This is a genomic window from Streptomyces sp. NPDC048643, assembly GCF_040650615.1.
In the GTDB taxonomy this organism is placed as follows: Bacteria; Actinomycetota; Actinomycetes; order Streptomycetales; family Streptomycetaceae; genus Streptomyces.
In genome coordinates this window covers 359,103-384,340 of sequence record NZ_JBEZHO010000002.1, presented here as the reverse complement: position 1 = coordinate 384,340, position 25,238 = coordinate 359,103, and the positions used below count along the sequence as shown (strand labels likewise).

The following is a 25,238-nucleotide window of genomic DNA, read 5'->3' as shown; positions in this document are numbered from 1 at the left end:
CAGAAGAAGTCCGAGGACCTTTCCGTACGTCCCCGCCGCCACGGCGGGGACGGCGCGACGTGGTCCCTTCCCGAACTTCTGCGGATCTGCGGAGAGAACACGTGTCGAACGCGAACACTTCTTCCGGCCTGCCCATCGGGCGAGGCCTGCTCTATCTGATCGTCGCCGGTGCCGCCTGGGGCACCGCGGGCGCGGCCGCGTCACTGGTCTACCGGGCCGGTGACATGGGGCCGATCGCCCTCTCCTTCTGGCGCTGCGCGGGCGGCCTCGCCCTGCTGCTCGCCGTGCGCATGCGGCCGGGACGGCGCCCGGTCCGTCCCGTCGTCCGGCAGCCCCTCGGCGGCAGGGCGCTGCGCATCGGTCTCACGGGGATCGGGCTCGCGGTCTTCCAGACCGCCTACTTCGCCGCCGTCGAGGCGACCGGCCTCGCGGTGGCGACCGTCGTCACGCTGGGCGCGGGGCCGGTGCTCATCGCGCTCGGCGCACGGCTCACCATGGGGGAGCGCCTCGGGTGCGGTGGGGGTGCCGCCGTCGTCGGGGCGCTCGCCGGGCTCGGAGTACTGGTCCTGGGGGGTGAGGGCGCGACCGTGCGTCCCTGGGGTGTCCTGCTCGCCCTGCTCTCCGCGGTCGGATACTCCGCGATGACGCTGCTGACCCGCTGGTGGGGACGCGGCGGCCGGTCCGACGGGTCCGGCACGACGGTGGGGGCGTTCGCCGTCACCACCGTCTGCCTGCTGCCGTTCGCGCTCGCCGAGGGTCTGACGCCGCACACCGCGCACCCGGTCCAGGTACTGGCCCTGCTCGCGTACATCGCCGCGGTTCCCACGGCGCTCGCGTACGCCCTCTTCTTCGCGGGTGCCGCCGTCGTGCGCGCGGCGACGGTGTCCGTGATCATGCTGCTGGAACCGGTCAGCGCGGCGGTGCTCGCCGTCTGCCTCCTCGGCGAGCGGCTGACCCCGCCGACCGTCGCCGGCACCCTGCTCATGCTCGGCTCCGTCGGGGGACTCGCGGTGGCGGAGACGCGCGCCGCGGGGGCCGACCGCCGTTCGACCGCGGAGCGGGAGGCGGCGCTCGTGTGAGGACGGCACGGGTGCGGCTGCGGGCCGATCGGTCCGCACCCGCACCCGGCTCCATGGGCCTGCCGCACGGCAATACCGGGCCTCCGCGACCGGTGCTCCGTCAGCGGGCCAGATAGTCCGGCAGTTCGATGCCCGGGGCCAGGTCGTCCGCCGGGACCGGGGTGCCGTGTCCCTTGGTCAGCGGAACCACGCCGGTCCAGTACGGAAGACCGAGGTCCTCCTCGTCGTCGTTCGGGCCGCCGGTGCGCAGCTTGGCGGAGACCTCGTTCAGGTCGAGGCTGATCACGGCCGTGGCCGCGAGTTCCTTGGCGTTGGCGGGCCGCGAGTCGGCCGAGCGCCCGGCGACGACGTGGTCGACCAGCGCGTCCAGGGCCAGGCGCTTCTCCTCGGGATCCGTCACCTGGTGGGCGATGCCGTGCACGACTACAGAGCGGTAGTTGATCGAGTGGTGGAAGGCCGAGCGGGCGAGGACGAGTCCGTCCACGTGCGTCACGGTGAGGCACACGGCGAGACCGGGATCGGCCTGGCCGGTCATCCGCAGCGGGCGCGACCCCGTCGAGCCGTGGACGTAGAGACGCTCACCGACCCGCGCGTACAGCGTCGGCAGCACGACGGGCGCGCCGTCGCGGACGAAGCCGAGGTGGCCGACGTATCCCTCGTCGAGTATCGCGTGCACCATCTCGTGGTCGTACGCGGCACGCTCCTTGGAGCGGGTGGGGACGGTGCGGTCGGTCGGGGTGTAGGCAGCGGACTGCGTCGTCCTCGGCTGGGTGCTCGTCTCCGACATTGCCTTCTCCATTGCACTAGTGCACAATCTGGTTTGTGCTAGGAGAGTATCGGATCGAGGGGCGTCGCGCAGCCGACATCGCTGCCAGTGTCGAGCGTGCGGTGGGGTCGGGAGAGCTGGAGCCGGGACAACTGCTCCCGCCGATGAGGGAGTTGGCCGAGCGGCTCGGGGTCAATCCGAACACGGTCGCGGCCGCCTATCGCACGCTGCGGGAACGCGGGGTGATCGAGACCGCGGGCCGGCGGGGCAGCCGGGTGCGGTCGAAGCCGGTCACCACGGGACGGGAGTACCTCAGGGTCGAGGTCCCCGAGGGAGTGCGGGACCTCGCCCACGGCAACCCCGACCGGGCGCTGCTGCCCGGCCTCGCCGAAGCCTTCGCGGTGGCGGGCCGGGAGTCCGACCGGCACCCCGTGCGGTACGGGGAAGAGGCCGTGGAGCCGGAGTTGGGGCGGATCGCCCGCGCCGACCTCGACGCGGACGGAGTGCCCGAGGGGCCCGTGGTCGTCACCTCCGGGTCGCTCGACGCCATCGAGCGGGTCCTGGCGGCGCATCTCAGGCCCGGCGACGCGGTGGCCGTCGAGGACCCCGGCTGGGGCAGTGTGCTCGACCTCGCGCCGGTGCTCGGGCTGCGTACGGTCGGGGTCGGCGTCGACGACGATGGCCCGCTGCCCGACGACGTACGGCGTGCGCTGGCCGGCGGGGCGCGGGCCCTGATCGTCACCGACCGGGCGCAGAACCCCACCGGCGCCGCGGTGACCGCCGCACGCGCGCGTGCCCTGCGTTCCGTGCTCGCCGAGTACCCCGAGACCCTGCTCGTCGAGGACGACCACGGTCACCGGATCGTCGACGTGCCCCTGCATCCGCTCGCCGGGGTCACCCGGCACTGGGCGTTCGTGCGCTCCGCCGCGAAGGCATACGGCCCCGACCTGCGCCTCGCCGTACTCACCGGGGACGCCGTCACCGTCGACCGCGTGCACGGACGGCAGCGGCTCGGCCCCGGCTGGGTGAGCCGTCTGCTGCAGAAGGCCGTGGTCCATCTGTGGACCTCCGGCGCGGTCGACGTGGCGGCCGTGTCGGACGCCTACGGACGGCGCCGCGAGGCGCTGATCTCCGCCCTGAAGGCGCGCGGCGTCGCGGCGCACGGACGGAGCGGCATGAACGTCTGGATCCCCGTCCCGGACGAGACCGGGGCCGTCGCCCGGCTGCTGCACGCCGGCTGGGCGGTCGCCCCCGGCGCCCGGTTCCGGATGAACGCGCCGCCCGGTATCCGGATCACCGTCTCGACCCTCGGGCCCGACGGCATGGAGCCGCTCGCGGACGCCGTCGCCTCGGCCGTGGGCCCCGGTCCCGGACGCCGTTACGGATGAGGCGTGCCGGGCGTGCGCCGGTCGTCGTGTCCGAGGGCTGCGCCGGGCGCGCACCGGACGGTGGCTGCCCAGCGGATCAGCGGCGCGACTTGGCCTGGGTGAGAGCCGCGCCCGCCAGGACGATCACCGCGCCGACCGGCGTCGACCAGGCCAGCGACTCGCCGAGGATCGCGACACCGGCGGCGGCGGCGATGACCGGGATGAAGTACGTGACCATCTGCGCCGTCGTCGGACCGACCTCGGCGACGATGCCGTACTGCAGGAAGATCGCGAGGCCGGTGCCGAGCGCGCCCAGAGCGACGACCGCGAGCAGCGGAACCAGCGGGAACCGGCTCGGCAGCGTGGTGAACAGCGGCGTGACGACGGCGAGTTGCCCGGTCGCCAGAAGCAACTGGGCGCCGGTCATGGACAGGTGCGAGGCACCGGTGCCGGCCAGCGTGCGGCGGACGTAGATCCAGCCGACCGGATAGCTGAGCGAGGCGAGCAGCGCCATCGCGGTGCCTGTGGCGTCCAGACCGTGGAAGCCCTGCCAGACGCCGAGGACTGTCAGGACCCCCAGGAAGCCGATGCCGAGGCCGGCGACCCTGAGCCGGGTGGGCCGGTCCTCGGAGAGGGCGACCAGCGAGAGGGCCATGCCCCACAGCGGCGAGGTCGCGTTGCAGATGCCGGCGAGCGTGGACGGGATGGTCAGCTCGGAGTAGGCGAACAGGGAGAACGGCAGTGCGTTCAGCAGCAGGGCCGCGACCGCGAGGTGGCCCCAGGTGCGCGCCCCGCGCGGCAGCCGCTCCCGCTTCACCGCCATCGCGGCCACCAGCACCGCCGAACCGAACAGCAGCCGGCCGAAGGTGACCTGGAAGGGCGCGTAGCCGTCCGTGCCGACCTTGATGAGCAGAAAACTGAAGCCCCAGATCAGGGACAGGACGCCGAACCGGATCCGCCAGTCCAGGGCGGTACGGGAGCGGGCCGGGGCGCCGGTCGGCGAGGCGGTGCGGGGCGTGGTGACGGTGGTCATGAGGCCACGATGATGCACCGGGATGTCGTAGCACAAGCGAGAAGTTTCGAGCGGTATCTCGTAGCATCGCTTACATGTTGAACCTGGAGCGCCTGCGCACCCTCGACGCCCTCGCGCGGCACGGCTCGGTGAGCGCGGCGGCCGAGGGCCTGCATGTGACGACGTCGGCCGTCTCGCAGCAGATGTCCAAGCTGGAGCGCGAGGTGGGCCAGCGACTGCTCGCCAAGAACGGCCGGGGGGTGCGTCTCACCGACGCGGGACGGCTGCTCGCCGAGCACGCGGCGCGCATCCTGTCCCAGGTCGAGCTGGCGCGGTCGGACCTGGAGGCGCACCGCGGTCAGGTGGTGGGCGAGCTGCGACTGTCGGCGTTCCCGACCGCGGCGCGCGGGCTGTTCCCGGCCGCGCTCGCCGCGCTGCGGGCCGACCACCCGGGACTGCGGGTGCGCTCCAGTGAGTTGGAGCCGGAGGCCGGGGTCGCGGGAGTGGTCCGCGGCGACCTCGACCTGGCGGTCGTGCTCGACTGGTACAACAAGCCGATGCCGCTGCCCGACGGCCTGGTGAAGGCGTCGATCCTCGACGACCCCGCCGACGTGGCGATGCCGGCCGGCCACCGGCTCGCGGGCCGGGACGAGGTGGACCTCGGAGAGTTCGCGGAGGACGAGTGGATCACCTGGAACGAGGGCGAGTTCTGCCACGAGTGGCTGATGTTCACCCTGCGCTCCAAGGGCGTCGAACCACATGTCGGGCACCGCGCAGCGGAGACGCACACCCAGCTCGGGCTGGTCGCCGCCGGACTCGGCGTGTGCGTGGCACCACTCCTCGGGCGCCATCCGATGCCCGAGGGTGTCGTCACGGTCCCCGTGCGCCAGCGGGTGCGCCGGCACGTCTACGTGGTGTGGCGGGCCGACGCCGACCGCAGGCCCTCGATCAGGGCGGCCGTGGACGCCCTGCGCAGGGCGGGAGAGGCGGTCAAGTGAGCTGCCCGGAAGGGGTGTTCGGCTACATCGGGGGCAGCTTGCGGAAGTCCCAGGAGGCGATGGCGTCCGGGGTCAGCCGCATCCACGCGTGCCGGCCGTCGTGCGGCATCTCCTCCAGGCCGAAGTTCTTCCGGGCGAACAGGGTCTCCGGGACGTCGAGTTCGGCGCACAGCTCCCCGGTTCGCGGGAACTCGCCCACGAACTCGACGGTGCCGGACAGCTCGACGCCGCGCAGCTCCCCGTACTCCTCACCGGAGTCGACCACCACGGCGACGCGCGGGTCGTTGCGCAGCTGCACCCAGCGCTTGCTGCGCACCACCGAGTAGAGCCACAGTGAGGTGCCGTCCCAGGTGAACCAGAGCGCGCTGACGTGCGGGACGCCGTCCTTCGACACGGACGCGACGCGGCAGGTGCGCTGGGTGGTGAGGAACTCGTCCAGTTCACCGGGAGTCATCATGATCTTCCGGCCTCGGCGCTGAGTGACGGCCATGCGGGTCCCCTCGTCCTGTGTCTGTCGGCCCCGTTCCCTGCGGACGGGGTTTCTGACGTTCCGTCAGAAAAGCATGAGGTGTCTTCCGTCCTCACGCAATGGTCGTTACGCTCGCCCGCCCCGACCCACGACGACAAGGAGAGCCATGCCGTCGTCCGAGCACCTCAGTGAACTCCTCGACCCGGCCGGCACGGTACTGCTCACCATCGAGTGCCAACAGGGTGTCGTGGGACAGGACAGCGCGCTACCCGAACTCGCCAAGGAGGCACGCTCCTCCGGGGTGCTGGCCCGGGTGGCCCGCCTGGTCGACGCGGCGCACGAGAGCGGCGTGCAGGTCGTGCACGCCGTCGCCGAACGGCGCCCGGACGGACGCGGCGCGAACCGCAACGCCCGGCTCTTCCGCGCCGCCGAACGCCTGCCCGTGCAACAGCTCACCGGCACCACGGCGGTGCGGGTCGCACCGCCCATCGAGGTCGCCGAGGAGGACTTCGTGGTCCGCCGCCTGCACGGGCTGTCGCCCATCGCCGGCACCGACGTCGATCCGCTGCTGCGCAATCTGGGCTGCCGCACCCTCGTCGTGACCGGTGTCTCGGCCAACATCGCCGTCCCCAACGCCGTCTTCGACGCCGTGAACCGCGGCTACACCGTCGTCGTGCCGGCGGACGCCATCGCGGGGGTGCCCGCCGAGTACACCCCCGCGATGATCCGGAACACCCTCGCGCTGGTCGCCACCATCACGACGACCGACGACGTGCTCGCCTGCCTCAAGGGACCCCGGCGGTGACACCCCGCACGGTCACGCGAGCTTGATCGAGTCGCCCTCGACGGTGATGTTCGCGGCGGCCAGGGCGCTGGTCGCGGGCCCCTTCTTCACACTGCCGTCGGTGGCCGAGAACTGGCTGCCGTGGCAGGGACAGGTGATCACGCCGTTCGCGATGCCCTTGACCGCACAGCCCTGATGGGTGCACTTGGACGAGAAGGCCTTGAAGGTGCCGGCCGCCGGCTGCGTCACCACGACTCCCTGGTCGGCGAAGACCTTGCCGCCGCCCTCCGGGATGTCGGCGGTCTTCGCGAGCTCCGTGCCGCCTGCCCCGCCGCCCGAACTCTTGCCGCCGCTCCCGCCGTCGCCGGAGCCCACACTGTCGGACGCCTTGTCGTCCGCACCGCACGCGGTCAGCGCCACGGCGATTCCCGCCGCGCCGACCGCCGCCACGACGGTGCGCCGTGCCGGTCCCGGCACGGGGTGAAGCGATTCGCTGGTCATGCTGACGTTCCCTTCGACGGACGTGAGGTGGTTCTGATCAGAAGTACGGTCGGGCCGTCCGCCCTGTTCAGGGCATGAGGACTTCTTGACCGGATCGACAGCGAGTCCACAGGAGCGCCGCCGCGACAGGGCACTCCCGTCCGGCAGACCGGTTCCGACGAGACCCGCCGGCTGCGTCGGCCGGCCGTGAACGCCCCAGTAACCTGGGGCGATGCTCAAGGAAGTCAACGCCACCCGCTACATCACGCCGTTGCGTGAGGGCGGCTCGCTGCCGGGACTCGTCGAGGCCGACGACCTCGGGACGTACGTCATGAAGTTCACCGGCGCGGGCCAGGGACGCAAGACGCTCGTCGCGGAGGTCGTCTGCGGTGAGCTGGCGCGCCGGCTCGGCCTGCGGGTGCCCGGCCTCGTGACGATCGGCCTCGACCCGGTCCTCGGCCTCGGCGAACCGGACCAGGAGGTCCAGGAGCTGCTGAAGTCGAGCGGCGGACCGAACCTCGGGATGGACTTCCTCTCCCGCGCCCTCGGTTTCGACCCGCTGGCCTTCGAGGTCGGCCCCGAGGAGGCCGGCCGGATCGTCTGGTTCGACGCCCTCGTCAACAACGTCGACCGGTCCTGGCGCAACCCCAACCTGCTGATGTGGCACGGCGAGCTGTGGCTCATCGACCACGGCGCCACGATGATCTGGCACCACCACTGGCCCGGCGCTGAGACCTCCGCCGCCAAGCCCTACGACATCGCCGACCACGCCCTCGCGCCCTTCCGCCCGGACATCGCCGCGGCCGCCGCCGAGCTGGCCCCGCTGATCACCGAGGACCTGCTCGCCGAGGTCACCGCCCAGATCCCCGATGCCTGGCTGGCGGACGAACCCGGCTTCGAGTCGACCGACGCGCTGCGCCGCGCCTACGCGCGACCGCTACTGGCCCGGGCGGGCGTCATCCACCGGCGGATCAAGGGCATCGAGGGCATCGACGGCATGGAGGGGGACAAGTGAGCGAGCGGGACGTCTTCGAGTACGCACTGCTGCGGGTGGTGCCGCGCGTCGAACGCGGCGAGTGCTTCAACGCGGGCGTGCTGGTGTACTGCCGCGCCCGGACCTTCGTCGCCGCCCGTACCCATCTGGACGAGGGCAAGCTGCTCGCGCTCGACCCGGGCGCCGACGTGGCGGGTGTGCGGGCCGCGTTGCGTGCCGTCGAAGGGGTCTGCGCCGGAGGGAAAGCCGCCGGTCAGGCGGCGGGGGACGACGCCGGACGGCGCTTTCGCTGGCTGATCGCACCCCGCTCGACGGTCGTCCAGCCGGGCCCCGTGCACACCGGCCTGACCGCCGATCCGGAAGCCGAGACCGAGCGGTTGCTCCAGCTGCTGGTCAGGTAATGGATCACATGCGCGCGGTGTGCCGTTGACACCGGGTGCCAGGGCTTCTAGCGTCACGTCTGCTGAAGGTACTAAGCGGTCGCTCACCGGAGGGGCGTACCGTGTGAGCCGCAGGTCCTTCGGGGCTCCCGAAGGCGCCGCAAGGTTGTCGAGACAGCTTGGCCGGGCTTGGGCCGGCTTTTCCAAGGGCGAGGAGAACCAGCAATGTCCACCACTGAGCAGCGCGTCGCCGTAGTCACCGGTGCCGCGCGCGGCATCGGCGCCGCGACCGCCGTACGTCTGGCCGCCGAGGGCCGCGCCGTCGCGGTGATCGACCTCGACGAGGCCGCGTGCAAGGACACCGTGGAGAAGATCACCGCCGCCGGCGGCAAGGCCCTCGCGGTCGGCTGCGACGTCTCCGACGAGGCCCAGGTCGAGGCGGCCGTCGCCCGCATCGCCGAGGAGCTCGGCGCGCCGACCATCCTGGTGAACAACGCGGGCGTCCTGCGCGACAACCTGCTGTTCAAGATGAGCGCGACCGACTGGGACACCGTCATGAACGTGCACCTGCGCGGTGCCTTCCTGATGGCGAAGGCCGTCCAGAAGTACATGGTGGAGGCCAAGTTCGGCCGGATCGTCAACCTGTCGTCCTCGTCGGCGCTGGGCAACCGCGGCCAGGCCAACTACTCCACGGCCAAGGCCGGTCTGCAGGGCTTCACCAAGACCCTCGCCATCGAGCTCGGCAAGTTCGGCGTCACCGCGAACGCCGTCGCGCCCGGCTTCATCGTCACCGACATGACCGCCGCCACCGCCGCCCGCGTCGGCATGGACTTCGACGACTTCCAGGCCGCGGCCGCCACCCAGATCCCCGTGCAGCGCGTCGGTAACCCCGACGACATCGCCAACAGCATCGCGTTCTTCACCGGCGAAGCCGCCGGATTCGTCTCCGGCCAGGTGTTGTACGTGGCCGGCGGACCGCTCAACTGAGGCCGGGGGAAAACGACATGACCACTCTTCCCGAACTCTCGGGCAAGGTCGCGCTCATCACGGGCGCGAGCCGCGGCATCGGCTACGGGGTCGCGGAGGCCCTGGTGGCCCGCGGTGACCGGGTCTGCATCACCGGCCGCAACGAGGACGCCCTCAAGGAGGCCGTCGAGGCGCTCGGTGCCGACCGTGTCATCGGTGTCGCCGGCAAGGCGCACGACGAGGCCCACCAGGCCGTCGCCGTGGAACGCACCATGGAGGCCTTCGGGCGCGTCGACTACCTGGTCAACAACGCCGGTACGAACCCGGTGTTCGGCCCCATCGCCGAGCTGGACCTCAACGTGGCGCGCAAGGTCTTCGAGACCAACGTCGTCTCCGCGCTCGGCTTCGCCCAGCAGACGTGGAAGGCCTGGCAGAGCGAGAACGGCGGCGCGATCGTCAACATCGCCTCCGTCGCCGGCCTCGCACCCTCGCCGTTCATCGGGGCGTACGGCATCAGCAAGGCCGCGATGATCAACCTGACCGTGCAGCTAGCGCACGAGTTCGCGCCGAAGGTGCGCGTCAACGCGATCGCGCCCGCCGTCGTGAAGACGAAGTTTGCGGCCGCACTGTACGAGGGCCGTGAGGCGGAGGCCGCCGCGGCCTACCCGCTCAACCGGCTCGGCGTGCCCACCGACATCGGCGGGGCCGCCGCGTTCCTCACCTCGCAGCAGTCGGACTGGGTCACCGGTCAGACGCTCGTGGTCGACGGCGGTCTCTTCCTGAACGCCGGCGTCGCCTGAGGCACCGTCGGGGAACGTTTCCCGAGCCCAGGGCCGGTGGCCTCCCGCACGCGGGGGACCACCGGCCCTTGTGTTGTGGGGAGTCGACAAGGTGAGTGCCCGCGTCGCGCGACACGGAGTCCGATATCCGGAGCGCCGGACGGGTCACAGCATCCTGACAACGTAGTCACAAACGTGCTGATCAAGTGCCCTGCCGCGAACACGGTTCCGACGGTGGGGTGCTGCGGTATGGTCTGCCGACCCTTGGTACGGCAGATCGAGGAGCGTGCGCGTGTTCAACCGGAACAGATGCCTGAGACAGCTGGCTGCGATCACGTCCATAACCCTGGTGGCCGGATGTGGCGTCTTCTCCTCGGGCTCGTCCGAAGACAAGGGGCCGATCGTGGTGGGCACCACGAGCGCCCCGAGCACGCTGGACCCGGCCGCCTCCTGGGACGGTTCCTGGGAGCTGTTCCGCAACGTCTACCAGACCCTGCTGGGCTACCCGAACGGCTCGGTCAGCCCCCAGCCGGACGCGGCCGAGAAGTGCGCGTTCACAAACGGAACCAACCGCACCTACCGCTGTGAACTGCGGGAGGGCCTGAAGTTCTCCGACGGCGACCCGCTGGACGCCCGGGCGGTCAAGTACTCCATCGACCGCATCAGGAAGATCAACGTCCGTGGCGGCCCCGCGGGTCTGCTCGGCAGCCTCGAACGCGTCCAGGTGCTCGGCGAGCGCGAGGTCGTCTTCCACCTCAACCAGCCCGACGCCACCTTCCCGTTCGTGCTGGCCACCCCGGCGATGTCGATCGTCGACCCCGCGGAGTACCCGGCCCGCTCCCTGCACAAGGGCGACAGGATCTTCGGCTCCGGGCCCTACAGCCTGGAGTCCTACCAGGAGGGCAAGCAGGCCGAACTCGTCAGGAACAGTCACTACGAGGGCTTCGCCCAGCGCCGGAACGACGCGGTCACCATCCGCTACTTCCCGGACTCGGCCCAGATGGTGGGGGCCCTGAAGGACCGGAAGATCGACCTCACCTATCGCGGACTCGCCGCCCGCGACATCGTCGACCTGAAGGGCGGCGGCACCGACAAGGGCCTCCAGCTCGTCGAGGGCGCGGGCACCGAGATCAGCTACCTGGTCTTCAATCCGAAGGACCCCTGGGCCGGGAAGGCCGCCGTGCGCAAGGCGATCGCGCAGATCGTCGACCGGCCCGCCATCGCGCACAAGGTCTACCGGGACACCGTCGACCCGCTGTACTCCATGGTCCCGGCCGGCCTGGTCGGCCACACCACCGGCTACTTCGACTCCTACGGAAGCCCCAGCGTGTCCAAGGCCCGCAAGATCCTCCTGGACTCCGGGATCAACCGGCGCGTCCCGCTCACGCTCTGGTACACGACCGACCGCTACGGCTCCGAGACCGCCCCCGAGTTCCGCGAACTCAGGCGACAGCTCGACAACTCGGGCCTGTTCACGGTCACGCTCAGAAGCCGCCCCTGGAAGACCTACGAAGCCGGCTACCGCGACGGCGAGTACCCGGTGTTCGGACGCGGCTGGTTCCCCGACTTCCCGGACGCCGAGAACTTCATCGCGCCCTTCGTCGGCGAACAGAACGCGCTCGGAACGCCCTACCCGGCGCCGCGCATCACCGGCCACCTGCTGCCCGACTCCCGCGGCGTGAGCAACCGGGCCGCCGTGGTCAAGGAGTTCGAGGAGGCGCAGCAGATCCTCGTCGACGACGCCCGGCTGCTGCCCTTGTGGCAGGGCAAGCAGTACGTGGCCGCGAGCGAGGATATCTCCGGCGGCGAGCGCGCCCTGGACCCGTCGACGATCATGACGATGTGGGAGCTGGACCGGAAGACCAGCTGGTAGCGGGCCCCGACCGGCCGCCGCGACGACCGCGCGCGGCCGGACACCCGGGGCGTGTCGTCCGGGCAGGGGCAGGCGGACGGTGGGCGGCACGGGGCACGGAACCGGTTGTCAGTGGGCGACGGTAGGTTCTGTGCTCTGGAAGTGACCGCACATCGGAGGAAGTTGACGTGACCGATATCGCCATGCTGCCCGAGTCCTGGCGCGGCGTACTGGGCGAGGAGCTGCAGCAGCCCTACTTCAAGGAACTCACCGAGTTCGTCGAGGAGGAGCGTGCGAAGGGCCCCGTCTACCCTCCGCGGGAGGAGGTCTTCGCCGCGCTCGACGCCACACCGTACGAGCGGGTGAAGGTCCTCGTCCTCGGTCAGGACCCGTACCACGGCGAGGGCCAGGGACACGGCCTGTGCTTCTCGGTCCGCCCGGGAGTGCGGACCCCGCCGTCGCTGCGGAACATCTACAAGGAGATGAAGGAGGAGCTCGGCACCCCGATCCCGGACAACGGCTACCTCATGCCGTGGGCCGAACAGGGCGTCCTGCTCCTCAACGCGGTGCTGACGGTGCGCGCCGGTGAGGCCAACTCGCACAAGGGCAAGGGCTGGGAGAAGTTCACCGACGCGGTCATCCGCGCGGTGGCCGAGCGTCCCGACCCCGCCGTCTTCGTGCTCTGGGGCAACTACGCGCAGAAGAAGCTCCCGCTCATCGACGAGACGCGGCACGTGGTCGTGAAGGGGGCGCACCCCTCGCCGCTGTCCGCGAAGAAGTGGTTCGGCTCGCGTCCGTTCACGCAGATCAACGCGGCGGTCGCCGCGCAGGGCCACGCCCCGATCGACTGGACCGTGCCGGACCTCGGCTGACCGTCGCCCGCCGGGGGGTCCTCGCTGGGCCAGGACCGTCACCGGCCTGGCCCAGCGGTGTACGGGGGCGCCTGAGCGGGATTGTCAGTGGCTCGGGCTAGCGTCGGCGGAGACAGTGACGAGCCTGGAGGACGCGGTGGCGGAGCAACAGGAGCAGGCGGCGCCGGACGCCATGATGACCAGGATCGGACAGGCCGTCATGCTGCACCACGCCGGTGACCGCGAAGAGGCCCGGACCCGGTTCCTGGACCTGTGGGGGGAGATCGGCGAGGGCGGCGACGCCCTGCACCGCTGCACCCTGGCGCACTACATGGCGGACACCCAGGACGACCCCGCGGACGAACTCGCCTGGGACCTGCGGGCCCTGTCGGCCGCCGACGAGCTGACGGACGGCCGGGTCGCCGAGCACCACCAGTCCCTCGCCGTGCGCGCGTTCTACCCCTCGCTCCATCTGAACCTCGCGGCCGACTACGTGAAGCTCGGCCGGTCCGAGGCGGCGCGCACCCATCTCGGCCACGCGCGCGGAGCGACCGGAGCGCTCGCGGACGACCGCTACGGCGACGGCGTCCGGGCCGCGATCGGCCGCCTCGAACTGCGCATCCAGGACCCCGGCAGCTCGGTCGAGACGAGCAGACCCGACCGTTTCGGTGGCCCCGGGGGAGAGACCCTGGGACCGCCGAGACAGCGCCCGTGAGGCCGCGCGGGCCAGCCGAGGGCGGGCATCAGTTTCCGTAGGTCCCGGAGCAGATGACCGCCTCCGGACTGTCCGCCTTCCAGCCCCCGTAGGCCCTTCCCAGGGCACACACGTCCGCGTTCTTCGGTACGTCGGGGGAGACGCGCGGGACGGCGGCGCGGGGCTCGGAGTGGCGTGGCACGGCAGGAGGAGCCGGGCGCGGGTGACGCGGGCGGGGACGCGCGGGCACCGCCGGTGCGGCCGGCGGGGGAGCGGCCCGCTGCCGGGGTGACGGGGCGGGCATCGGCTTCATCGAGGGACCGACGCGCTCCAGGGCCTCGCGGGCCGGTGCCTGCACGATCTGCGGTTCGGCCCTGCCGCCCGGCTGCGGCACGGCGGATCCGGACGGAGCGGTCGGCGGGCCGGAGGCGGGTGGTCGCTGGACGGTCATACAGCCGGAGAGGGCGGTGACCGCCACGGTGACCAGGAGCGTCGCGGTCGTCGTCGTTCGATGCACCTCCGCAACTCTGCTGGTTCCGCCCGGCTTTGGGGAGCGGAGAGACGCAGGTTGCCCCGCACGAGTGATCCTTCCGCTCCTCCGGCGGGCGCGGGGCCCAGCGGGCTGACGACGGGAGAGGCCACGAGCCGGGGCGCCACGGCGAGGTCGGGCCGGATCCGCCGACGCGGTCCGCCGTCCCCGGGCCGTGGACCGAGGGGTGCGATCCGGTCGGACCGTGATCGCGACGAGCGGGCGTCTCCGCACGGCCCCACGCGGGAGAGCGATCGTCGCCGACCACGGCGGACCTGCGCCTTTCCCGTGCCGCGCGGACGGCATCGCCGAAGGACGCCCGACGCGGCGGCCGTATGCTTCCGACGAGGCACGGGCTCAGGCCCCTGCCCTCGGATGGGCGTGCCGGGACAGGTGCGCGCGGGCAGGCTCGGACGAACGAAGGAGATCGCTGTGAAGGTCGGCTGCATCGGACTCGGCGACATCGCGCAGAAGGCGTATCTGCCGGTGCTCGGCGTGCAGCCGGGGATCGAGCTGCACCTCCAGACGAGGAACCCCGAGACGCTCACCCGGGTCGCCGACACTCTTCACCTGCCGACGGCGCAGCGCCACACCGACCTGGACGACCTCCTGGCGCAGGACCTCGACGCCGCGTTCGTGCACGCGGCCACGATCGCCCATCCGGAGATCGTCACCCGCCTGCTGGAGGCCGGCGTTCCGACGTACGTCGACAAGCCGCTCGCCTACGAACTGGCCGACTCCGAGCGGCTGGTACGGATCGCGGAGGAACGGAACGTCAGCCTCGCCGTCGGCTTCAACCGGCGTCTGGCGCCCGGATACGCGCAGTGCGTCGAGCACCCGCGCGAGCTGATCCTGATGCAGAAGAACCGCACCGGGCTGCCCGAGGCCCCGCGGACGATGGTTCTCGACGACTTCATCCATGTCGTCGACACCCTGCGGTTCCTGGTGCCGGGCCCGGTCGACGACGTCACCGTCCGCGCCCGCACGGAGGGCGGACTGCTGCACCACATCGTGCTCCAGCTCGCCGGGGACGGCTTCACCGCCCTCGGCGTGATGAACCGGATGAGCGGCTCGAACGAGGAGATCCTCGAGGTGTCGGGCCAGGACACCAAGCGGCAGGTCGTCAACCTCGCCGAGGTCGTCGACCACAAGGGACAGCCGACCGTCCGGCGGCGCGGGGACTGGGTGCCGGTGGCCCGTCAGCGGGGCATCGAGCAGGCGGTCCTGGCGTTCCTCGACGCCGTCCGCGCGGGAAGGGTGCTCAGCGCCCGGGACGCGCTGGCGACTCACGAACTGTGCGAGCGGGTGGTCCTGGCGGTTCAGGAACGCTCCGCCGCACTCTGAGCGCGCGGGCGCCCTCCGTCAGGCACAGCGCCGCCAGCACGAGCAGGGCACCGTGCACCGGCCAGTCCCCGAAGCGGACGTACGGGGTGACGCCGGTGGCCAGCGGCACCTCGTACACCATGGCCTCGCTCGCGTCCGTGCCGAGCCAGGAACCGATCCGCTCGCCGCTCGGGCCGTAGACCGCGGAGACTCCGGTGAGTGTCGCGTGGACCATGGGTCGGCCGGTCTCGGCGGCACGCAGCGCGGCGAGGGAGGCATGCTGCTCCGGCGCCCAGCTGTGCTGGAAGCTCGACGTCGAGGACTGGGCGAGCAGCACCTCGGCACCGTCCTCGGCGAGATGGCGGCTCATGTCGGGGAACGCGGACTCGAAGCACACCATCGGGCCGATGCGCAGCCCGTGCCCGACGTCCATCACCACCTGCTCGGTGCCCCGCATCCGGTCCTCGCCGGCCGCCTTGCCGACGGAGGTGGCCCAGCCCAGCAGGGAACGCGCCGGCACGTACTCGCCGAACGGGACCAGCCGCATCTTGTCGTAGCGGTCGCCGGTCGGGCCCTGCGGACCCACCAGCACCGAACTCTTGTAGATCCCGGGCCGGTCGGAGCGACGCGCGTCGACGTTCACCAGGATGTCGGCGCCCACCTCGCGCGAGAGCGCCGCGACGCGGTTCGCCAGATCGGGCCGGCCGGCGAGGTCGAACCCGACGCTGCTCTCGCCCCAGACGACCAGATCGGCTCCCCGGCCCGCGAGTTGCCGGGTGAGAACCTCCTCCCGCTCGAACCGCCTCTCACCACTGGCGCTGCCGTCCACGACGCCGGGCTGCACGACGGCGATCCGTATGCGGCCGTCGACGTCCGGGCGCGGAGACCACACCCAGGCGGCCGAGGTCACGGCGGCCGTCGCGACCAGTCCGGCCACGGCGGGCACGCGGGACTCGCGCACCGCGACCAGGACGGCGACCGCGACGTTGACCGCGACGAGCAGGAAGCTGAGCAGCCACACGCCGCCGACCGAGGCCAGCCGCAGCGCCGGTTCGACCTGCCACTGACTCGAACCGAGCAGACCCCAGGGACCGCCCAGCCCCTGCCAGGAACGGACGAGTTCGACCGCCAGCCAGCCCGAGGGCAGGACGATGAGGGCGGGGCCGATCCGGCCCGGTGAGGGCACCCCCGCCAGGAAGCGGCGGACGAGCCAGCCCCAAGGAGCCCACAGCGCGCCGAGCAGGGCCGCTATGAGGACCGTGAAGACATGCAGGCTCGGCAGCAGCCAGTGGTGCACGGCCAGCATGAACCCGAGCCCGCCGAGCCAGCCGTCGTACGCGGCACGCCTGCCCGTGGGCGCAGCGCGGGCCAGCAGGATCCAGGGCACCAGCGCGACGTACGCGAACCACCACCAGGACGGGGCCGGGAAGGCGAACATGGGCAGCGCGCCCGCCAGCGCCGCCACCACGTTCCGCCTCCAGGGGGAGACGAGCCATCGGCCGAGCGGACGATCGGACCTCTTCATGACGTGCCTCCCTCCCTCGTGGTCCCTCCAGTGTGCGCGTCCCCGGCGATCTACGACAGGGGGCGCGGAGCGCGGTGCGGGGCGCGCACCGGGGGAAGCGATCCAGGTCGTGACACCTGGCACGTTGGTGGGGAGGCGGAGCGGGGTAGTCAGGGTCGGCGGTGTGGTGGTGGGCGGTGATGAGGGGCCCACAGGGGATGCCGAGGTGACCGGGGCAAGTCGGTCCGTGGGGCGCGGGGGCCCGGTGGGTCAGGTGGTCGCCGGGGCGTGCCGGGGTTGCGGCATCCGGCGCCACTTCTCCTCGACGACGACCTGACGCAGCCGCCAGCCGCCGTCCGTACGCAGCAGGCCGAAGGCGTAGCGTCCGCCGCACACGAAGTCGGGGGCGGTGGACGCCCCGTCCTGGCCGGCCAGCCTCATCGGGTTGATGTAGTCCGCCTGGAGCAGGGCGGTGTCGCCCGCGTTCTGGTCCAGGAGGTCGAAGCGCACGCGTCGGTTGACGATCAGGTGCTGGCGCATCGAGAAGAGCTCCAGGCTGCCGGCGAGCCACTCGGCGACCTCGTCGGCGTCGCCCTCGATGCCGCCGGCCGTGCGGTAGTCGGCACGTCCGTCCTTCGTGAACAGCCTTCGGTAGGCGTCCCAGTCACCGTCGTCCACCGCCACCGCGTACTCGGTCACGAGTCCGTCCACGGCCAACCGGTCCATCACGGTCGCGAGTTCCACGCGCTGCGTCATCGGCTCAGTGTTGGCCACCCGGCCTGCCACGCCAAGGGGGTGGGCGCGGTTATTCGGTGCCCGGCCGCATCGGGTTCCGCTTTCCGGCCGTGGTCCCGGGGACCGTGGGCGGCGGGCGCGGGCCTCGGAACGCGGCCGGTGAGGCGTCGTCGGACCGGATCTGCCATCGTGGGTGATCCAATTCCGACCGCGGACCCGGTGTCGCGGTCCCCGCCGGGAGGTTGTCATGGCACGTCCTGTCACGATCGTCACGGGCGGCAGCCGGGGCATCGGGGCCGCTACCTGTGTACGGCTCGCGGCGGACGGGCACGACGTGGTCGTCGGCTACGTCAGCGACGTCGACGCCGCCGAGCGGACGGCGTCCGCCGTACGTGAGGCCGGTGGGCGGTGCGTCACGGTGCGGATGGACACCTCCGACGAGGCCGACGTGGAGCGGCTGTTCGCCACGGCCGAGGAGCGGCTCGGCCCGGTGACGGGACTGGTGAACAACGCCGGGGTGACCGGACCGCTCGGCCGTCTCGTGGACGCCGATCCCGCCGATCTGCGGCGTGTGCTGGAGGTCAACGTGCTGGGCACGCTGCTGTGTTCGCGCCGCGCCGCCCGCTCCATGGCGGCCCTGGGCGGTGGTGTCATCGTCAACGTGTCCTCGGCCGCGGCCACCCTCGGGAGTCCCGGCGAGTTCGTCCACTACGCGGCGAGCAAGGCCGCCGTCGACGCGCTGACCACGGGACTCGCCAAGGAACTCGGTGCGGACGGCATCCGTGTCAACGCGGTCGCGCCCGGGATGATCGACACCGGGATGCACGCGGCCATGGGTGCCCCGGACCGTGCCGAGCGCGCCGCCGCGTCGATTCCGCTGGGCCGGGCCGGCGCGGCGGAGGAGATCGCCGCCGCCGTCGCGTGGCTGATGTCGCCCGACGCGTCGTACGCGACGGGAGCGGTGCTGCGGGTGTCCGGCGGGCGCTGAGCGCGGGAGAGCGAGGGGCTTCCGTGGGCGGGCTTCAGGCCGCCTCGATGATCTCCCCGCGGATAGCCTCGGCCCACCGCACGACCAACAGCTCGTACTCCGCCCGCTCCTGGGCGGACAGGGAGCCGCCCGCCCGCGTCCACAGGGCACGGATCTGTTCGTTTAACGCGGCGGCCGAACGCACGGAACCAGAGGGATCGAAGTCGGGGGACATGCGCACCAGCCTAGGGGCAAGGACTGACGCTGCGCTACCGGACGGCTACGCAACTCGTATGCCCTTCGTCACGGCGAAACGGAACGCCGCCACGCGGGACGTCGAACTCCCTTTGCGGTGAAGCCGGTTGACCTTGCCCGCTGTCCGTCCACGGAGGACCGCGCGGGGTCAGCCCGCCGACTCGGCCGCGTGCGGGCTCAGCGTGCCCATCGTGACCAGCGCGATGATGACGATGCCGAGGACGATCCGGTACCAGACGAACGGCATGAAGCTCTTGTGCGAGATGAACTTCATGAACCAGGCGATGACCGCGTAGCCGACGCCGAAGGCGATGACCGTCGCGAACATCGTGGGTCCCCAGGCCACATGGCCCTCCTCGGCCGCGTCCTTCAGTTCGAAGGTGCCGGAGGCCAGAACGGCCGGCATGGCGAGCAGGAAGGAGTAACGGGCCGCCGCCGCGCGGGTGTAGCCCATGAACAGGCCACCGCTGATGGTCGCGCCGGAGCGGGAGACGCCGGGGATCAGGGCCATCGCCTGGCAGAGGCCGTAGATCAGGCCGTCCTTGGTGTTCAGGTCCTCAAGTGCCTTGCGCTGTTTGGCCGCCCGGTGCCGGCCGCCCGTCTCGTCGCGAGCCGCCAGCCGGTCGGCGACGCCTATGACGATGCCCACCACGATCAACATGGTCGCGGTGACCCGCAGATCGCGGAACGGCCCCTCGATCTGGTCCTTGAGGGTGACGCCGAGCACGCCGATCGGGATCGAGCCGACGATCACCAGCCAGCCCATCTGGGCGTCGTGGTCGCTGCGCATCGCCTTGTCGGTGAGCGAGCGGAACCACGCCGACAGAATGCGTCCCACGTCCTTGCGGAAGTAGATCAGCACGGCCGCCTCGGTGCCCAGTTGCGTGATCGCGGTGAAGGCCGCACCAGGGTCCTCCCAGCCCGCGAACGCGGCGGTGAGCCGCAGATGCGCGCTGGAGGAGACGGGAAGGAATTCGGTCAGCCCCTGGACGAGTCCGAGGATGAGGGATTCAAACCAAGACATGAAGTTACGTGGTCCAAGCGCTGATCGAGGGAGGGCGACGGGCACGCCGTATCGCGGTGCGAGGTGATCACGGGTGTTGAGGGCAGCGTAGCGTCCGCGTCCGGCCGTCCCGCCACAGGGGTTTCACCGGCCCCTCACGCCTGGCTCGCCCGGGGAGGCCGGTGCGTCGGTGACCCGACCGCGCGGAACCCGGTCGCGCAGCCGCCGCTGCGCCACCGCGGGTCCGTCGTGCACTACGCCACCGCAGGCCCCGTCACCGTCCACCCCGGGCTCTGGGGGTGGGGCGTCAGGGTGTGGTGGTCGACCTGCTCGCCGCATTCCCGGCAGACCACCTGGGGGACCAGCTCGTGACCGCAGGTGTGCTCCAGCACCATGGGCCGCGCACCGTCCTCCTGGAGGTGGCGGTCGCCCCACGCCATGAGGGTCAGCAGGACGGGCTCCAGCTCCAGCCCGGCGGCCGTCGCCCGGTACTCGTAGCGCCTGGGCCGCTCGCTGTACTGCACCTTCTCCAGCACGCCCGCGTCGACGAGGCGCTTCAGCCGGGTGGTCAGCACGTCGCGCGGGGCGCCCGTGTTGCGGACCAGCTGGTCGAAGCGGGTGGCGCCGAGCGACACCTCGCGCAGGACCAGCAGTGAGTACTTCTCGCCGACCAGGGCGAGGGTGGCGGCGATGGAACAGGGGCGCGCGTCCTTCATGGCCTCAGTCTACGGGGAGGGTTGGATGTTCCAACTCACTCGGTTACTCTTGGGTCACATAGTGGGTTGGAAAATCAAACCCACCGAGTCGGGATGCGTCGCGTCGGCGCACCCGACGCGGTGCGCCGAGTGGGGAAGCCGGACCCGCCCGGACGCCGGTCCCCGACCTCAGAGACCTGAGAGGCATCCCATGCGTGACGCCGTGATCGTCGAAGCCGTACGCACCCCCGTGGGCAAGGGCAAGCCGAACGGCTCGCTCGCCCACGTCCACCCCGTCGAACTCCTCGCCCACACCCTCCGCACGCTGGTCGAGCGCACCGGGATCGACCCGGCGCTGATCGACGACGTCGTCGGCGGCACGGTCGACCAGGTCGGCGAGCAGGCCATGAACACCACCCGGTACGCCGTGCTCTCCGCGGGCTTCCCGGAGACCGTGCCCGCGACCACCGTGGACCGCCAGTGCGGTTCGTCCCAGCAGGCCGTCCACTTCGCCGCGCAGGGCGTCATGTCAGGGGCGTACGACATCGTCGTGGCCTGCGGTGTGGAGTCGATGAGCCGGGTTCCGATGTGGTCGAACGTGCCCGCGGGCACGGACCCGTTCGGGCCCGGGGTGGCCGAGCGCTATCCCGAGGGGCTGGTGCCGCAGGGCATCAGTGCCGAACTCATCGCGGCCAAGTGGGGCATCACCCGCGAGCGGATGGACGCCTACGCCGTGGACTCTCACCGCAAGGCGGCCGCGGCGTGGGACAGCGGTCTCTTCGACTCCGAGGTCGCGCCTCTGGAGGGCGTCACCCGTGACGAGAGCGTCCGCCCGGGCAGCACGCCCGAGACGCTCGCCGGTCTGAAGCCCGCCTACTACGACGCCGGGTTCGGCGACCGTTTCCCGCAGATCGACTGGTCGGTCACGGCGGGCAACGCGAGCCCGATCAACGACGGCGCGTCGGCCGTGCTCATCATGTCCGGCGAGACCGCCGACCGCCTCGGCCTGCGGCCCCTCGCCCGTCTGCACAGCTTCGCCGTCACCGGGTCCGACCCGTTGCTCATGCTCACCGGTGTCATCCCGGCCACCGAGAAGGTGCTGCGCAGGGCGGGCCTCGACCTCGGCGACATCGACCTCTTCGAGGTGAACGAGGCGTTCGCCGCCGTCGTCCTCGCCTGGCAGCAGGAGACGGGCGCCGACCTGTCCAGGGTCAACGTGCACGGCGGAGCGATCGCGATCGGCCATCCGCTCGGCGCGAGCGGCACCCGGCTCACCACGACCCTCGTCCACGCGATGCGGGCCCGCGGAGCCCGCTACGCGCTGCAGACGATGTGCGAGGCGGGCGGCCTGGCCAACGCGATGATCCTGGAATCCGTCCGGCCCTAGGGTGCCGTGCCGCGCAGATGGTGGCGCTTGCGCCAGGCCACCACCGCGCCGACCAGGGCCGGCACCGCGATGAACCCCATGGCGATGAGGAAGGCCGGAGAGGTCGGCGCCGACGCGCGGGCGCCGGCGACCGCGTAGGCGGCGGTGTTCGGGATCGAGCCGAGCGCCGTCGCGAGCAGGAAGGGCAGCCAGCCCATGCGGGAGACGGCGGCGCAGTAGTTGGCGGCCCAGAACGGCACGCCCGGGAAGAGCCGGGCGACCATCATCGAACGGAAGCCGTGCCGGCTGAGCTGTCCGTCCGCCGCCTTCAGCCAGCGGGCCCGCAGCAGGGGGCGCAGCGCGTCCTGCCCGAGGATCCGGCCCAGCCCGAAGGCGACCCCCGCGCCGAGCACGGTGCCCGCCAGCGCCGTCGCGAGGCCCAGTTGGGAGCCGAACAGGGCGCCGGCCGCCAGGTTGAGCAGCGGGCGGGGCACGAACGCGACGGTGCACAGCCCGTACGCGACGCCGAACGCGAGCGCCGCCGCCGCGCCGCCGAGCTGGGGTGGCCAGCCGTCCGCGAGCAGGCGCTGCGGTTCGAAGAGCAGCACGCTCGACGCGGCGCCGGCGAGCAGGACGAGCAGCAGGGACAGGCGTGACCAGGGAGAGAGGAGCACTCTCAGACATCGGGCGGCGGGGCCGGTGCGTGCGGTGTCGAGGGCGGCGGGCGCGGCGCCGACGAGCTCAGCGGCGACGGCCAGGTCGGTGGCGACGCCGAGCTTGCCTGCGGTGGCCGGGGGAGTGGCCGTGGCGGTGCCCCCAGAGCGGTTGGTGGCATCGAGCATCCGGTGACACTAACCGACGGGTGTGTGTGATCGCCGTATGGTTCGTCTCATGGGCGTCACAGCTTCCGGAACGTCAGGTGCTCCGTTCGAGGTGCCGAACAGCGCGCTCACGGACACCCTGTTGGAGCGGCTCACGGTCGTCTACCCGGCTGCCGCGGATCCTGAGCGTGCCGCGTCGATGGGCGCGTACATGAAGGACATCGCCCCCTTCCTCGGGCTGACCACGCCCGGGCGCCGCGCCCTCTCGCGGACCGTGCTCCTGGACACCGCCCGCCCCGACGAGGGGGACTGCGCGGCGCTCGCGTTGCGCTGCTGGGAGCTGCCGGAGCGCGAATACCAGTACTTCGCCGTCGACTACCTGCGCCGTCATGTGACGCGTCTGTCCTCGGACTTCCTGCCAGTGGCCCGCCACCTCGTCGCCACCGTCTCCTGGTGGGACACGGTCGACGCGCTCGCCGCGCACGTCGTGGGCGGCCTCGTGGCCGCGGACCCCGCGCTGCGGACCGAGATGGACGCCTGGATCGAGGACGACGACCTGTGGGTCGCCCGGACAGCGCTGCTCCATCAGCTCCGCCACAAGGAGGCCACCGACGTCGAGCGGCTGTTCGCGTACTGCGTCCGCCGGTCCGGGGACACCGACTTCTTCATCCGGAAGGCGATCGGGTGGTGTCTGCGCGAGTACGCGAAGACGGACCCCCAGGCGGTACGGGACTTCGTGGCCGGGGAGCACGGCCGGCTCGCACCGCTCTCCGCGCGCGAGGCGCTCAAGAACGTCGGCCCCTGACCAACGACCGCTTTCCCGCGAACCCGGGCCCCCCGAAGCGCCGTTCACGCCACGGCACCCCGGCGCGGACGGAGGGAAAACCATTCGACGTGGGACGACGTGTGGGCGAGTATCAGTTCATGTTCCGGTACGCCTTCCTCTTCGCAGCGTCCGCAGTCGCGGATGCGCCGAAGGCTGCCGTCCCGTTCATCGCGGCAGCCGTCGACGGCGCCCGAAGCTGACCCTTCCCGGATCGTCCGGCGGACCCCGCAGGGGGAGGGTCGGCAGCTCCTGGGGGTCCCCGCTCCGGCCCGTTCGCGCCGGGGCCATCACTCAGCTCCGCTGACACTGAAGAGGCTTCGAGGTACAGCCATGCCCAAGACGGCTTACGTGCGCACCAAACCACACCTGAACATCGGCACCATAGGTCACGTCGACCACGGCAAGACCACACTGACCGCCGCCATCACCAAGGTGCTCGCTGAGCGCGGCTCCGGCACCTTCGTCCCGTTCGACCGCATCGACCGGGCGCCGGAGGAGGCCGCCCGCGGCATCACCATCAACATCGCGCACGTCGAGTACGAGACCGACACCCGGCACTACGCGCACGTGGACATGCCGGGCCACGCCGACTACGTCAAGAACATGGTCACGGGCGCGGCCCAGCTCGACGGGGCGATCCTCGTCGTGTCCGCGCTCGACGGGATCATGCCGCAGACCGCCGAACACGTGCTGCTCGCCCGGCAGGTGGGCGTCGACCACATCGTCGTGGCCCTCAACAAGGCCGACGCCGGTGACGAGGAGCTCACCGACCTCGTGGAGCTGGAGGTCCGCGAGCTGCTCTCCGCGCAGGGGTACGGCGGCGACGCGGTACCCGTCGTGCGGGTGTCCGGCCTCAAGGCCCTTGAGGGGGACCCGCGTTGGACCGCGGCCATCGACGCGCTGCTCGACGCGGTGGACACCTACGTGCCGATGCCGGAGCGCTATCTCGACGCGCCGTTCCTCATGCCCGTCGAGAACGTGCTCACCATCACCGGACGCGGAACGGTCGTCACCGGTGCCGTGGAGCGCGGCACGATCCGCGTCGGTGACCGCGTCGAGGTGCTCGGCGCGGGTGTCGACACGGTCGTCACCGGCCTGGAGACCTTCGGCAAGCCCATGGAGGAGGCGCAGGCCGGGGACAACGTGGCGCTGCTGCTGCGCGGGGTGCCCCGCGACGCGGTCCGCCGCGGGCACATCGCCGCGGCACCCGGCAGTGTCCTCCCGAGCCGTCGCTTCACGGCGCAGGTGTACGTGCTGTCGGCCCGCGAGGGCGGCCGGACGACCGCTGTCTCCACGGGGTACCGGCCGCAGTTCTACATCCGCACCGCGGACGTGGTCGGCGACGTCGACCTCGGCGAGCGGGCCGTGGCCCGGCCCGGTGACACCGTCACCATGACGGTGGAGCTCGGGCGGGACGTCCCGCTGGAGCCGGGGCTCGGTTTCGCGATCCGCGAGGGCGGCCGGACGGTCGGCGCCGGGACGGTGACGTCGCTCGGCTGACCGGCTCGGCCGCCCCCGGCCGGGCGACGGCGTTCCACCCGTGTCGCGTCGCCCGGCCGGGGCGGCGGCACGGGTGCCCGCCCGCACGACCCCGGCACCCGTTCGGTGCCGGGGTCAGGGGCGTTCCGCGGACCGGGGAGACGCGGTCGGCGTTCGACCCGCGTGACGTGGTCGGCTGCGGGCGCGGGGCACCCGGATCCGGCTGCCGGGCTCCCGGGCGGCGGGACCGGCGGCAGGCCGCAC

General features: G+C 71.9%; 27 protein-coding genes. 16 read left to right on the top strand and 11 right to left on the bottom strand.

Going from position 1 to position 25,238, the window contains the following annotated elements; translation table 11 throughout:
• Positions 1-101: 101 nt before the first annotated feature.
• Entirely contained in the window at positions 102-1,079 is a 978-nt protein-coding gene (locus AB0C62_RS03625; RefSeq protein WP_362969427.1) for an EamA family transporter, read from the top strand.
• Between the two features lie 100 nt (positions 1,080-1,179).
• On the opposite strand, the gene AB0C62_RS03620 is transcribed toward AB0C62_RS03625, so the two are convergent.
• The gene (locus AB0C62_RS03620) at positions 1,180-1,866 is read right to left on the bottom strand and encodes a pyridoxamine 5'-phosphate oxidase family protein (protein ID WP_362969426.1); all 687 of its coding nucleotides are present in this window, start codon (positions 1,864-1,866) and stop codon (positions 1,180-1,182) included.
• A 35-nt stretch (positions 1,867-1,901) separates the two neighbouring features.
• Here AB0C62_RS03620 and AB0C62_RS03615 point away from each other — a divergent pair, with 35 nt between their 5' ends.
• Positions 1,902-3,233: an aminotransferase class I/II-fold pyridoxal phosphate-dependent enzyme gene (locus tag AB0C62_RS03615; RefSeq protein ID WP_362969425.1), complete on the top strand. Its 1,332-nt coding sequence runs from the start codon at positions 1,902-1,904 to the stop codon at positions 3,231-3,233.
• A gap of 76 nt (positions 3,234-3,309) precedes the next feature.
• On the opposite strand, the gene AB0C62_RS03610 is transcribed toward AB0C62_RS03615, so the two are convergent.
• On the bottom strand, positions 3,310-4,245 hold the full coding sequence (locus tag AB0C62_RS03610) for a DMT family transporter (protein ID WP_362969424.1): 936 nt from the start codon (positions 4,243-4,245) through the stop codon (positions 3,310-3,312).
• Between the two features lie 74 nt (positions 4,246-4,319).
• Here AB0C62_RS03610 and AB0C62_RS03605 point away from each other — a divergent pair, with 74 nt between their 5' ends.
• Positions 4,320-5,222, top strand: a complete 903-nt coding sequence (locus AB0C62_RS03605) for a LysR family transcriptional regulator (protein WP_362969423.1) — start codon at positions 4,320-4,322, stop codon at positions 5,220-5,222.
• Between the two features lie 22 nt (positions 5,223-5,244).
• On the opposite strand, the gene AB0C62_RS03600 is transcribed toward AB0C62_RS03605, so the two are convergent.
• Positions 5,245-5,712, bottom strand: a complete 468-nt coding sequence (locus AB0C62_RS03600; protein ID WP_362969422.1) for a pyridoxamine 5'-phosphate oxidase family protein — start codon at positions 5,710-5,712, stop codon at positions 5,245-5,247.
• A 145-nt stretch (positions 5,713-5,857) separates the two neighbouring features.
• Here AB0C62_RS03600 and AB0C62_RS03595 point away from each other — a divergent pair, with 145 nt between their 5' ends.
• Positions 5,858-6,496 carry a cysteine hydrolase gene (locus AB0C62_RS03595; protein ID WP_362969421.1) on the top strand — a complete coding sequence of 213 codons (639 nt, stop codon included), beginning with the start codon at positions 5,858-5,860 and terminating at the stop codon, positions 6,494-6,496.
• Between the two features lie 12 nt (positions 6,497-6,508).
• On the opposite strand, the gene AB0C62_RS03590 is transcribed toward AB0C62_RS03595, so the two are convergent.
• Positions 6,509-6,976: a Rieske (2Fe-2S) protein gene (locus tag AB0C62_RS03590; RefSeq protein ID WP_362969420.1), complete on the bottom strand. Its 468-nt coding sequence runs from the start codon at positions 6,974-6,976 to the stop codon at positions 6,509-6,511.
• Positions 6,977-7,187: 211 nt separating this feature from the next.
• On the opposite strand from AB0C62_RS03590, the gene AB0C62_RS03585 reads away from it, so the two are divergent.
• The 7 genes from AB0C62_RS03585 (at position 7,188) to AB0C62_RS03555 (ending at position 13,492) form a co-directional block, all read left to right on the top strand.
• Positions 7,188-7,970: a HipA family kinase gene (locus AB0C62_RS03585; RefSeq protein WP_362969419.1), complete on the top strand. Its 783-nt coding sequence runs from the start codon at positions 7,188-7,190 to the stop codon at positions 7,968-7,970.
• Positions 7,967-8,350, top strand: coding sequence for a DUF3037 domain-containing protein (locus AB0C62_RS03580; RefSeq protein WP_081223211.1), 384 nt, complete (start codon positions 7,967-7,969; stop codon positions 8,348-8,350). Before AB0C62_RS03585 ends, AB0C62_RS03580 begins: the two co-directional genes overlap by 4 nt.
• A 204-nt stretch (positions 8,351-8,554) precedes the next feature.
• A complete protein-coding gene (gene fabG, locus AB0C62_RS03575) occupies positions 8,555-9,316 on the top strand; it encodes a 3-oxoacyl-ACP reductase FabG (protein WP_081223210.1) in 762 nt (253 codons plus the stop codon).
• A gap of 17 nt (positions 9,317-9,333) precedes the next feature.
• Positions 9,334-10,095, top strand: a complete 762-nt coding sequence (locus AB0C62_RS03570; RefSeq protein ID WP_266854274.1) for an SDR family oxidoreductase — start codon at positions 9,334-9,336, stop codon at positions 10,093-10,095.
• A gap of 271 nt (positions 10,096-10,366) precedes the next feature.
• Positions 10,367-11,947, top strand: a complete 1,581-nt coding sequence (locus AB0C62_RS03565) for an ABC transporter substrate-binding protein (RefSeq protein ID WP_362969418.1) — start codon at positions 10,367-10,369, stop codon at positions 11,945-11,947.
• 167 nt (positions 11,948-12,114) lie between these two features.
• A complete protein-coding gene (locus AB0C62_RS03560; protein ID WP_362969417.1) occupies positions 12,115-12,798 on the top strand; it encodes a uracil-DNA glycosylase in 684 nt (227 codons plus the stop codon).
• Between the two features lie 136 nt (positions 12,799-12,934).
• Positions 12,935-13,492 (top strand): hypothetical protein, encoded by a 558-nt coding sequence (locus AB0C62_RS03555; protein ID WP_362969471.1) that lies wholly within the window; start codon positions 12,935-12,937, stop codon positions 13,490-13,492.
• 28 nt (positions 13,493-13,520) lie between these two features.
• On the opposite strand, the gene AB0C62_RS03550 is transcribed toward AB0C62_RS03555, so the two are convergent.
• Positions 13,521-13,988, bottom strand: a complete 468-nt coding sequence (locus AB0C62_RS03550; protein WP_362969416.1) for a hypothetical protein — start codon at positions 13,986-13,988, stop codon at positions 13,521-13,523.
• 444 nt (positions 13,989-14,432) lie between these two features.
• On the opposite strand from AB0C62_RS03550, the gene AB0C62_RS03545 reads away from it, so the two are divergent.
• Positions 14,433-15,344, top strand: coding sequence for a Gfo/Idh/MocA family oxidoreductase (locus AB0C62_RS03545; RefSeq protein ID WP_362969415.1), 912 nt, complete (start codon positions 14,433-14,435; stop codon positions 15,342-15,344).
• Here AB0C62_RS03545 and lnt read toward each other — a convergent pair.
• Positions 15,262-16,848 carry an apolipoprotein N-acyltransferase gene (lnt, locus tag AB0C62_RS03540; protein WP_362969414.1) on the bottom strand — a complete coding sequence of 529 codons (1,587 nt, stop codon included), beginning with the start codon at positions 16,846-16,848 and terminating at the stop codon, positions 15,262-15,264. The genes AB0C62_RS03545 and lnt overlap by 83 nt on opposite strands.
• Positions 16,849-17,097: 249 nt before the next feature.
• Positions 17,098-17,583, bottom strand: coding sequence for a nuclear transport factor 2 family protein (locus AB0C62_RS03535; RefSeq protein ID WP_362969413.1), 486 nt, complete (start codon positions 17,581-17,583; stop codon positions 17,098-17,100).
• Between the two features lie 226 nt (positions 17,584-17,809).
• Here AB0C62_RS03535 and AB0C62_RS03530 point away from each other — a divergent pair, with 226 nt between their 5' ends.
• Entirely contained in the window at positions 17,810-18,550 is a 741-nt protein-coding gene (locus AB0C62_RS03530; RefSeq protein ID WP_362969412.1) for a glucose 1-dehydrogenase, read from the top strand.
• 34 nt (positions 18,551-18,584) lie between these two features.
• Here AB0C62_RS03530 and AB0C62_RS03525 read toward each other — a convergent pair whose 3' ends face one another.
• From AB0C62_RS03525 to AB0C62_RS03515, 3 genes are all read right to left on the bottom strand, one after another.
• Positions 18,585-18,764: a hypothetical protein gene (locus AB0C62_RS03525; protein WP_358819174.1), complete on the bottom strand. Its 180-nt coding sequence runs from the start codon at positions 18,762-18,764 to the stop codon at positions 18,585-18,587.
• 168 nt (positions 18,765-18,932) lie between these two features.
• Entirely contained in the window at positions 18,933-19,808 is an 876-nt protein-coding gene (locus tag AB0C62_RS03520) for an undecaprenyl-diphosphate phosphatase (RefSeq protein WP_362969411.1), read from the bottom strand.
• A gap of 233 nt (positions 19,809-20,041) precedes the next feature.
• Positions 20,042-20,503, bottom strand: coding sequence for a helix-turn-helix domain-containing protein (locus AB0C62_RS03515; protein ID WP_164374808.1), 462 nt, complete (start codon positions 20,501-20,503; stop codon positions 20,042-20,044).
• A gap of 190 nt (positions 20,504-20,693) precedes the next feature.
• Between AB0C62_RS03515 and AB0C62_RS03510 the strand changes: the two genes are divergently transcribed.
• Positions 20,694-21,869 carry a thiolase family protein gene (locus tag AB0C62_RS03510; protein WP_362969410.1) on the top strand — a complete coding sequence of 392 codons (1,176 nt, stop codon included), beginning with the start codon at positions 20,694-20,696 and terminating at the stop codon, positions 21,867-21,869.
• Here AB0C62_RS03510 and AB0C62_RS03505 read toward each other — a convergent pair.
• Positions 21,866-22,690, bottom strand: coding sequence for a VTT domain-containing protein (locus AB0C62_RS03505; RefSeq protein WP_362969409.1), 825 nt, complete (start codon positions 22,688-22,690; stop codon positions 21,866-21,868). The two genes, AB0C62_RS03510 and AB0C62_RS03505, sit on opposite strands and share 4 nt — an antisense overlap.
• Before the next feature lie 49 nt (positions 22,691-22,739).
• On the opposite strand from AB0C62_RS03505, the gene AB0C62_RS03500 reads away from it, so the two are divergent.
• Complete coding sequence (locus AB0C62_RS03500; protein WP_362969408.1) at positions 22,740-23,474, top strand: DNA alkylation repair protein; 735 nt, start codon at positions 22,740-22,742, stop codon at positions 23,472-23,474.
• Between the two features lie 351 nt (positions 23,475-23,825).
• Positions 23,826-24,995, top strand: a complete 1,170-nt coding sequence (gene tuf / locus AB0C62_RS03495) for an elongation factor Tu (RefSeq protein WP_362969407.1) — start codon at positions 23,826-23,828, stop codon at positions 24,993-24,995.
• The last annotated feature ends 243 nt before the right edge of the window (positions 24,996-25,238 follow it).

Bases quoted from the DNA above. Each gene is read 5' to 3' on its own strand.
- AB0C62_RS03620 (WP_362969426.1), bottom strand. From the start codon at position 1,866: ATGTCGGAGACGAGCACCCAGCCGAGGACGACGCAGTCCGCTGCCTAC.
- AB0C62_RS03610 (WP_362969424.1), bottom strand. From the start codon at position 4,245: ATGACCACCGTCACCACGCCCCGCACCGCCTCGCCGACCGGCGCCCCG.
- AB0C62_RS03605 (WP_362969423.1), top strand. From the start codon at position 4,320: ATGTTGAACCTGGAGCGCCTGCGCACCCTCGACGCCCTCGCGCGGCAC.
- AB0C62_RS03600 (WP_362969422.1), bottom strand. From the start codon at position 5,712: ATGGCCGTCACTCAGCGCCGAGGCCGGAAGATCATGATGACTCCCGGT.
- AB0C62_RS03595 (WP_362969421.1), top strand. From the start codon at position 5,858: ATGCCGTCGTCCGAGCACCTCAGTGAACTCCTCGACCCGGCCGGCACG.
- AB0C62_RS03590 (WP_362969420.1), bottom strand. From the start codon at position 6,976: ATGACCAGCGAATCGCTTCACCCCGTGCCGGGACCGGCACGGCGCACC.
- AB0C62_RS03585 (WP_362969419.1), top strand. From the start codon at position 7,188: ATGCTCAAGGAAGTCAACGCCACCCGCTACATCACGCCGTTGCGTGAG.
- fabG (WP_081223210.1), top strand. From the start codon at position 8,555: ATGTCCACCACTGAGCAGCGCGTCGCCGTAGTCACCGGTGCCGCGCGC.
- AB0C62_RS03570 (WP_266854274.1), top strand. From the start codon at position 9,334: ATGACCACTCTTCCCGAACTCTCGGGCAAGGTCGCGCTCATCACGGGC.
- lnt (WP_362969414.1), bottom strand. From the start codon at position 16,848: ATGAAGAGGTCCGATCGTCCGCTCGGCCGATGGCTCGTCTCCCCCTGG.
- AB0C62_RS03535 (WP_362969413.1), bottom strand. From the start codon at position 17,583: ATGACGCAGCGCGTGGAACTCGCGACCGTGATGGACCGGTTGGCCGTG.
- AB0C62_RS03530 (WP_362969412.1), top strand. From the start codon at position 17,810: ATGGCACGTCCTGTCACGATCGTCACGGGCGGCAGCCGGGGCATCGGG.
- AB0C62_RS03525 (WP_358819174.1), bottom strand. From the start codon at position 18,764: ATGTCCCCCGACTTCGATCCCTCTGGTTCCGTGCGTTCGGCCGCCGCG.
- AB0C62_RS03520 (WP_362969411.1), bottom strand. From the start codon at position 19,808: ATGTCTTGGTTTGAATCCCTCATCCTCGGACTCGTCCAGGGGCTGACC.
- AB0C62_RS03515 (WP_164374808.1), bottom strand. From the start codon at position 20,503: ATGAAGGACGCGCGCCCCTGTTCCATCGCCGCCACCCTCGCCCTGGTC.
- AB0C62_RS03510 (WP_362969410.1), top strand. From the start codon at position 20,694: ATGCGTGACGCCGTGATCGTCGAAGCCGTACGCACCCCCGTGGGCAAG.
- AB0C62_RS03505 (WP_362969409.1), bottom strand. From the start codon at position 22,690: ATGCTCGATGCCACCAACCGCTCTGGGGGCACCGCCACGGCCACTCCC.
- AB0C62_RS03500 (WP_362969408.1), top strand. From the start codon at position 22,740: ATGGGCGTCACAGCTTCCGGAACGTCAGGTGCTCCGTTCGAGGTGCCG.
- tuf (WP_362969407.1), top strand. From the start codon at position 23,826: ATGCCCAAGACGGCTTACGTGCGCACCAAACCACACCTGAACATCGGC.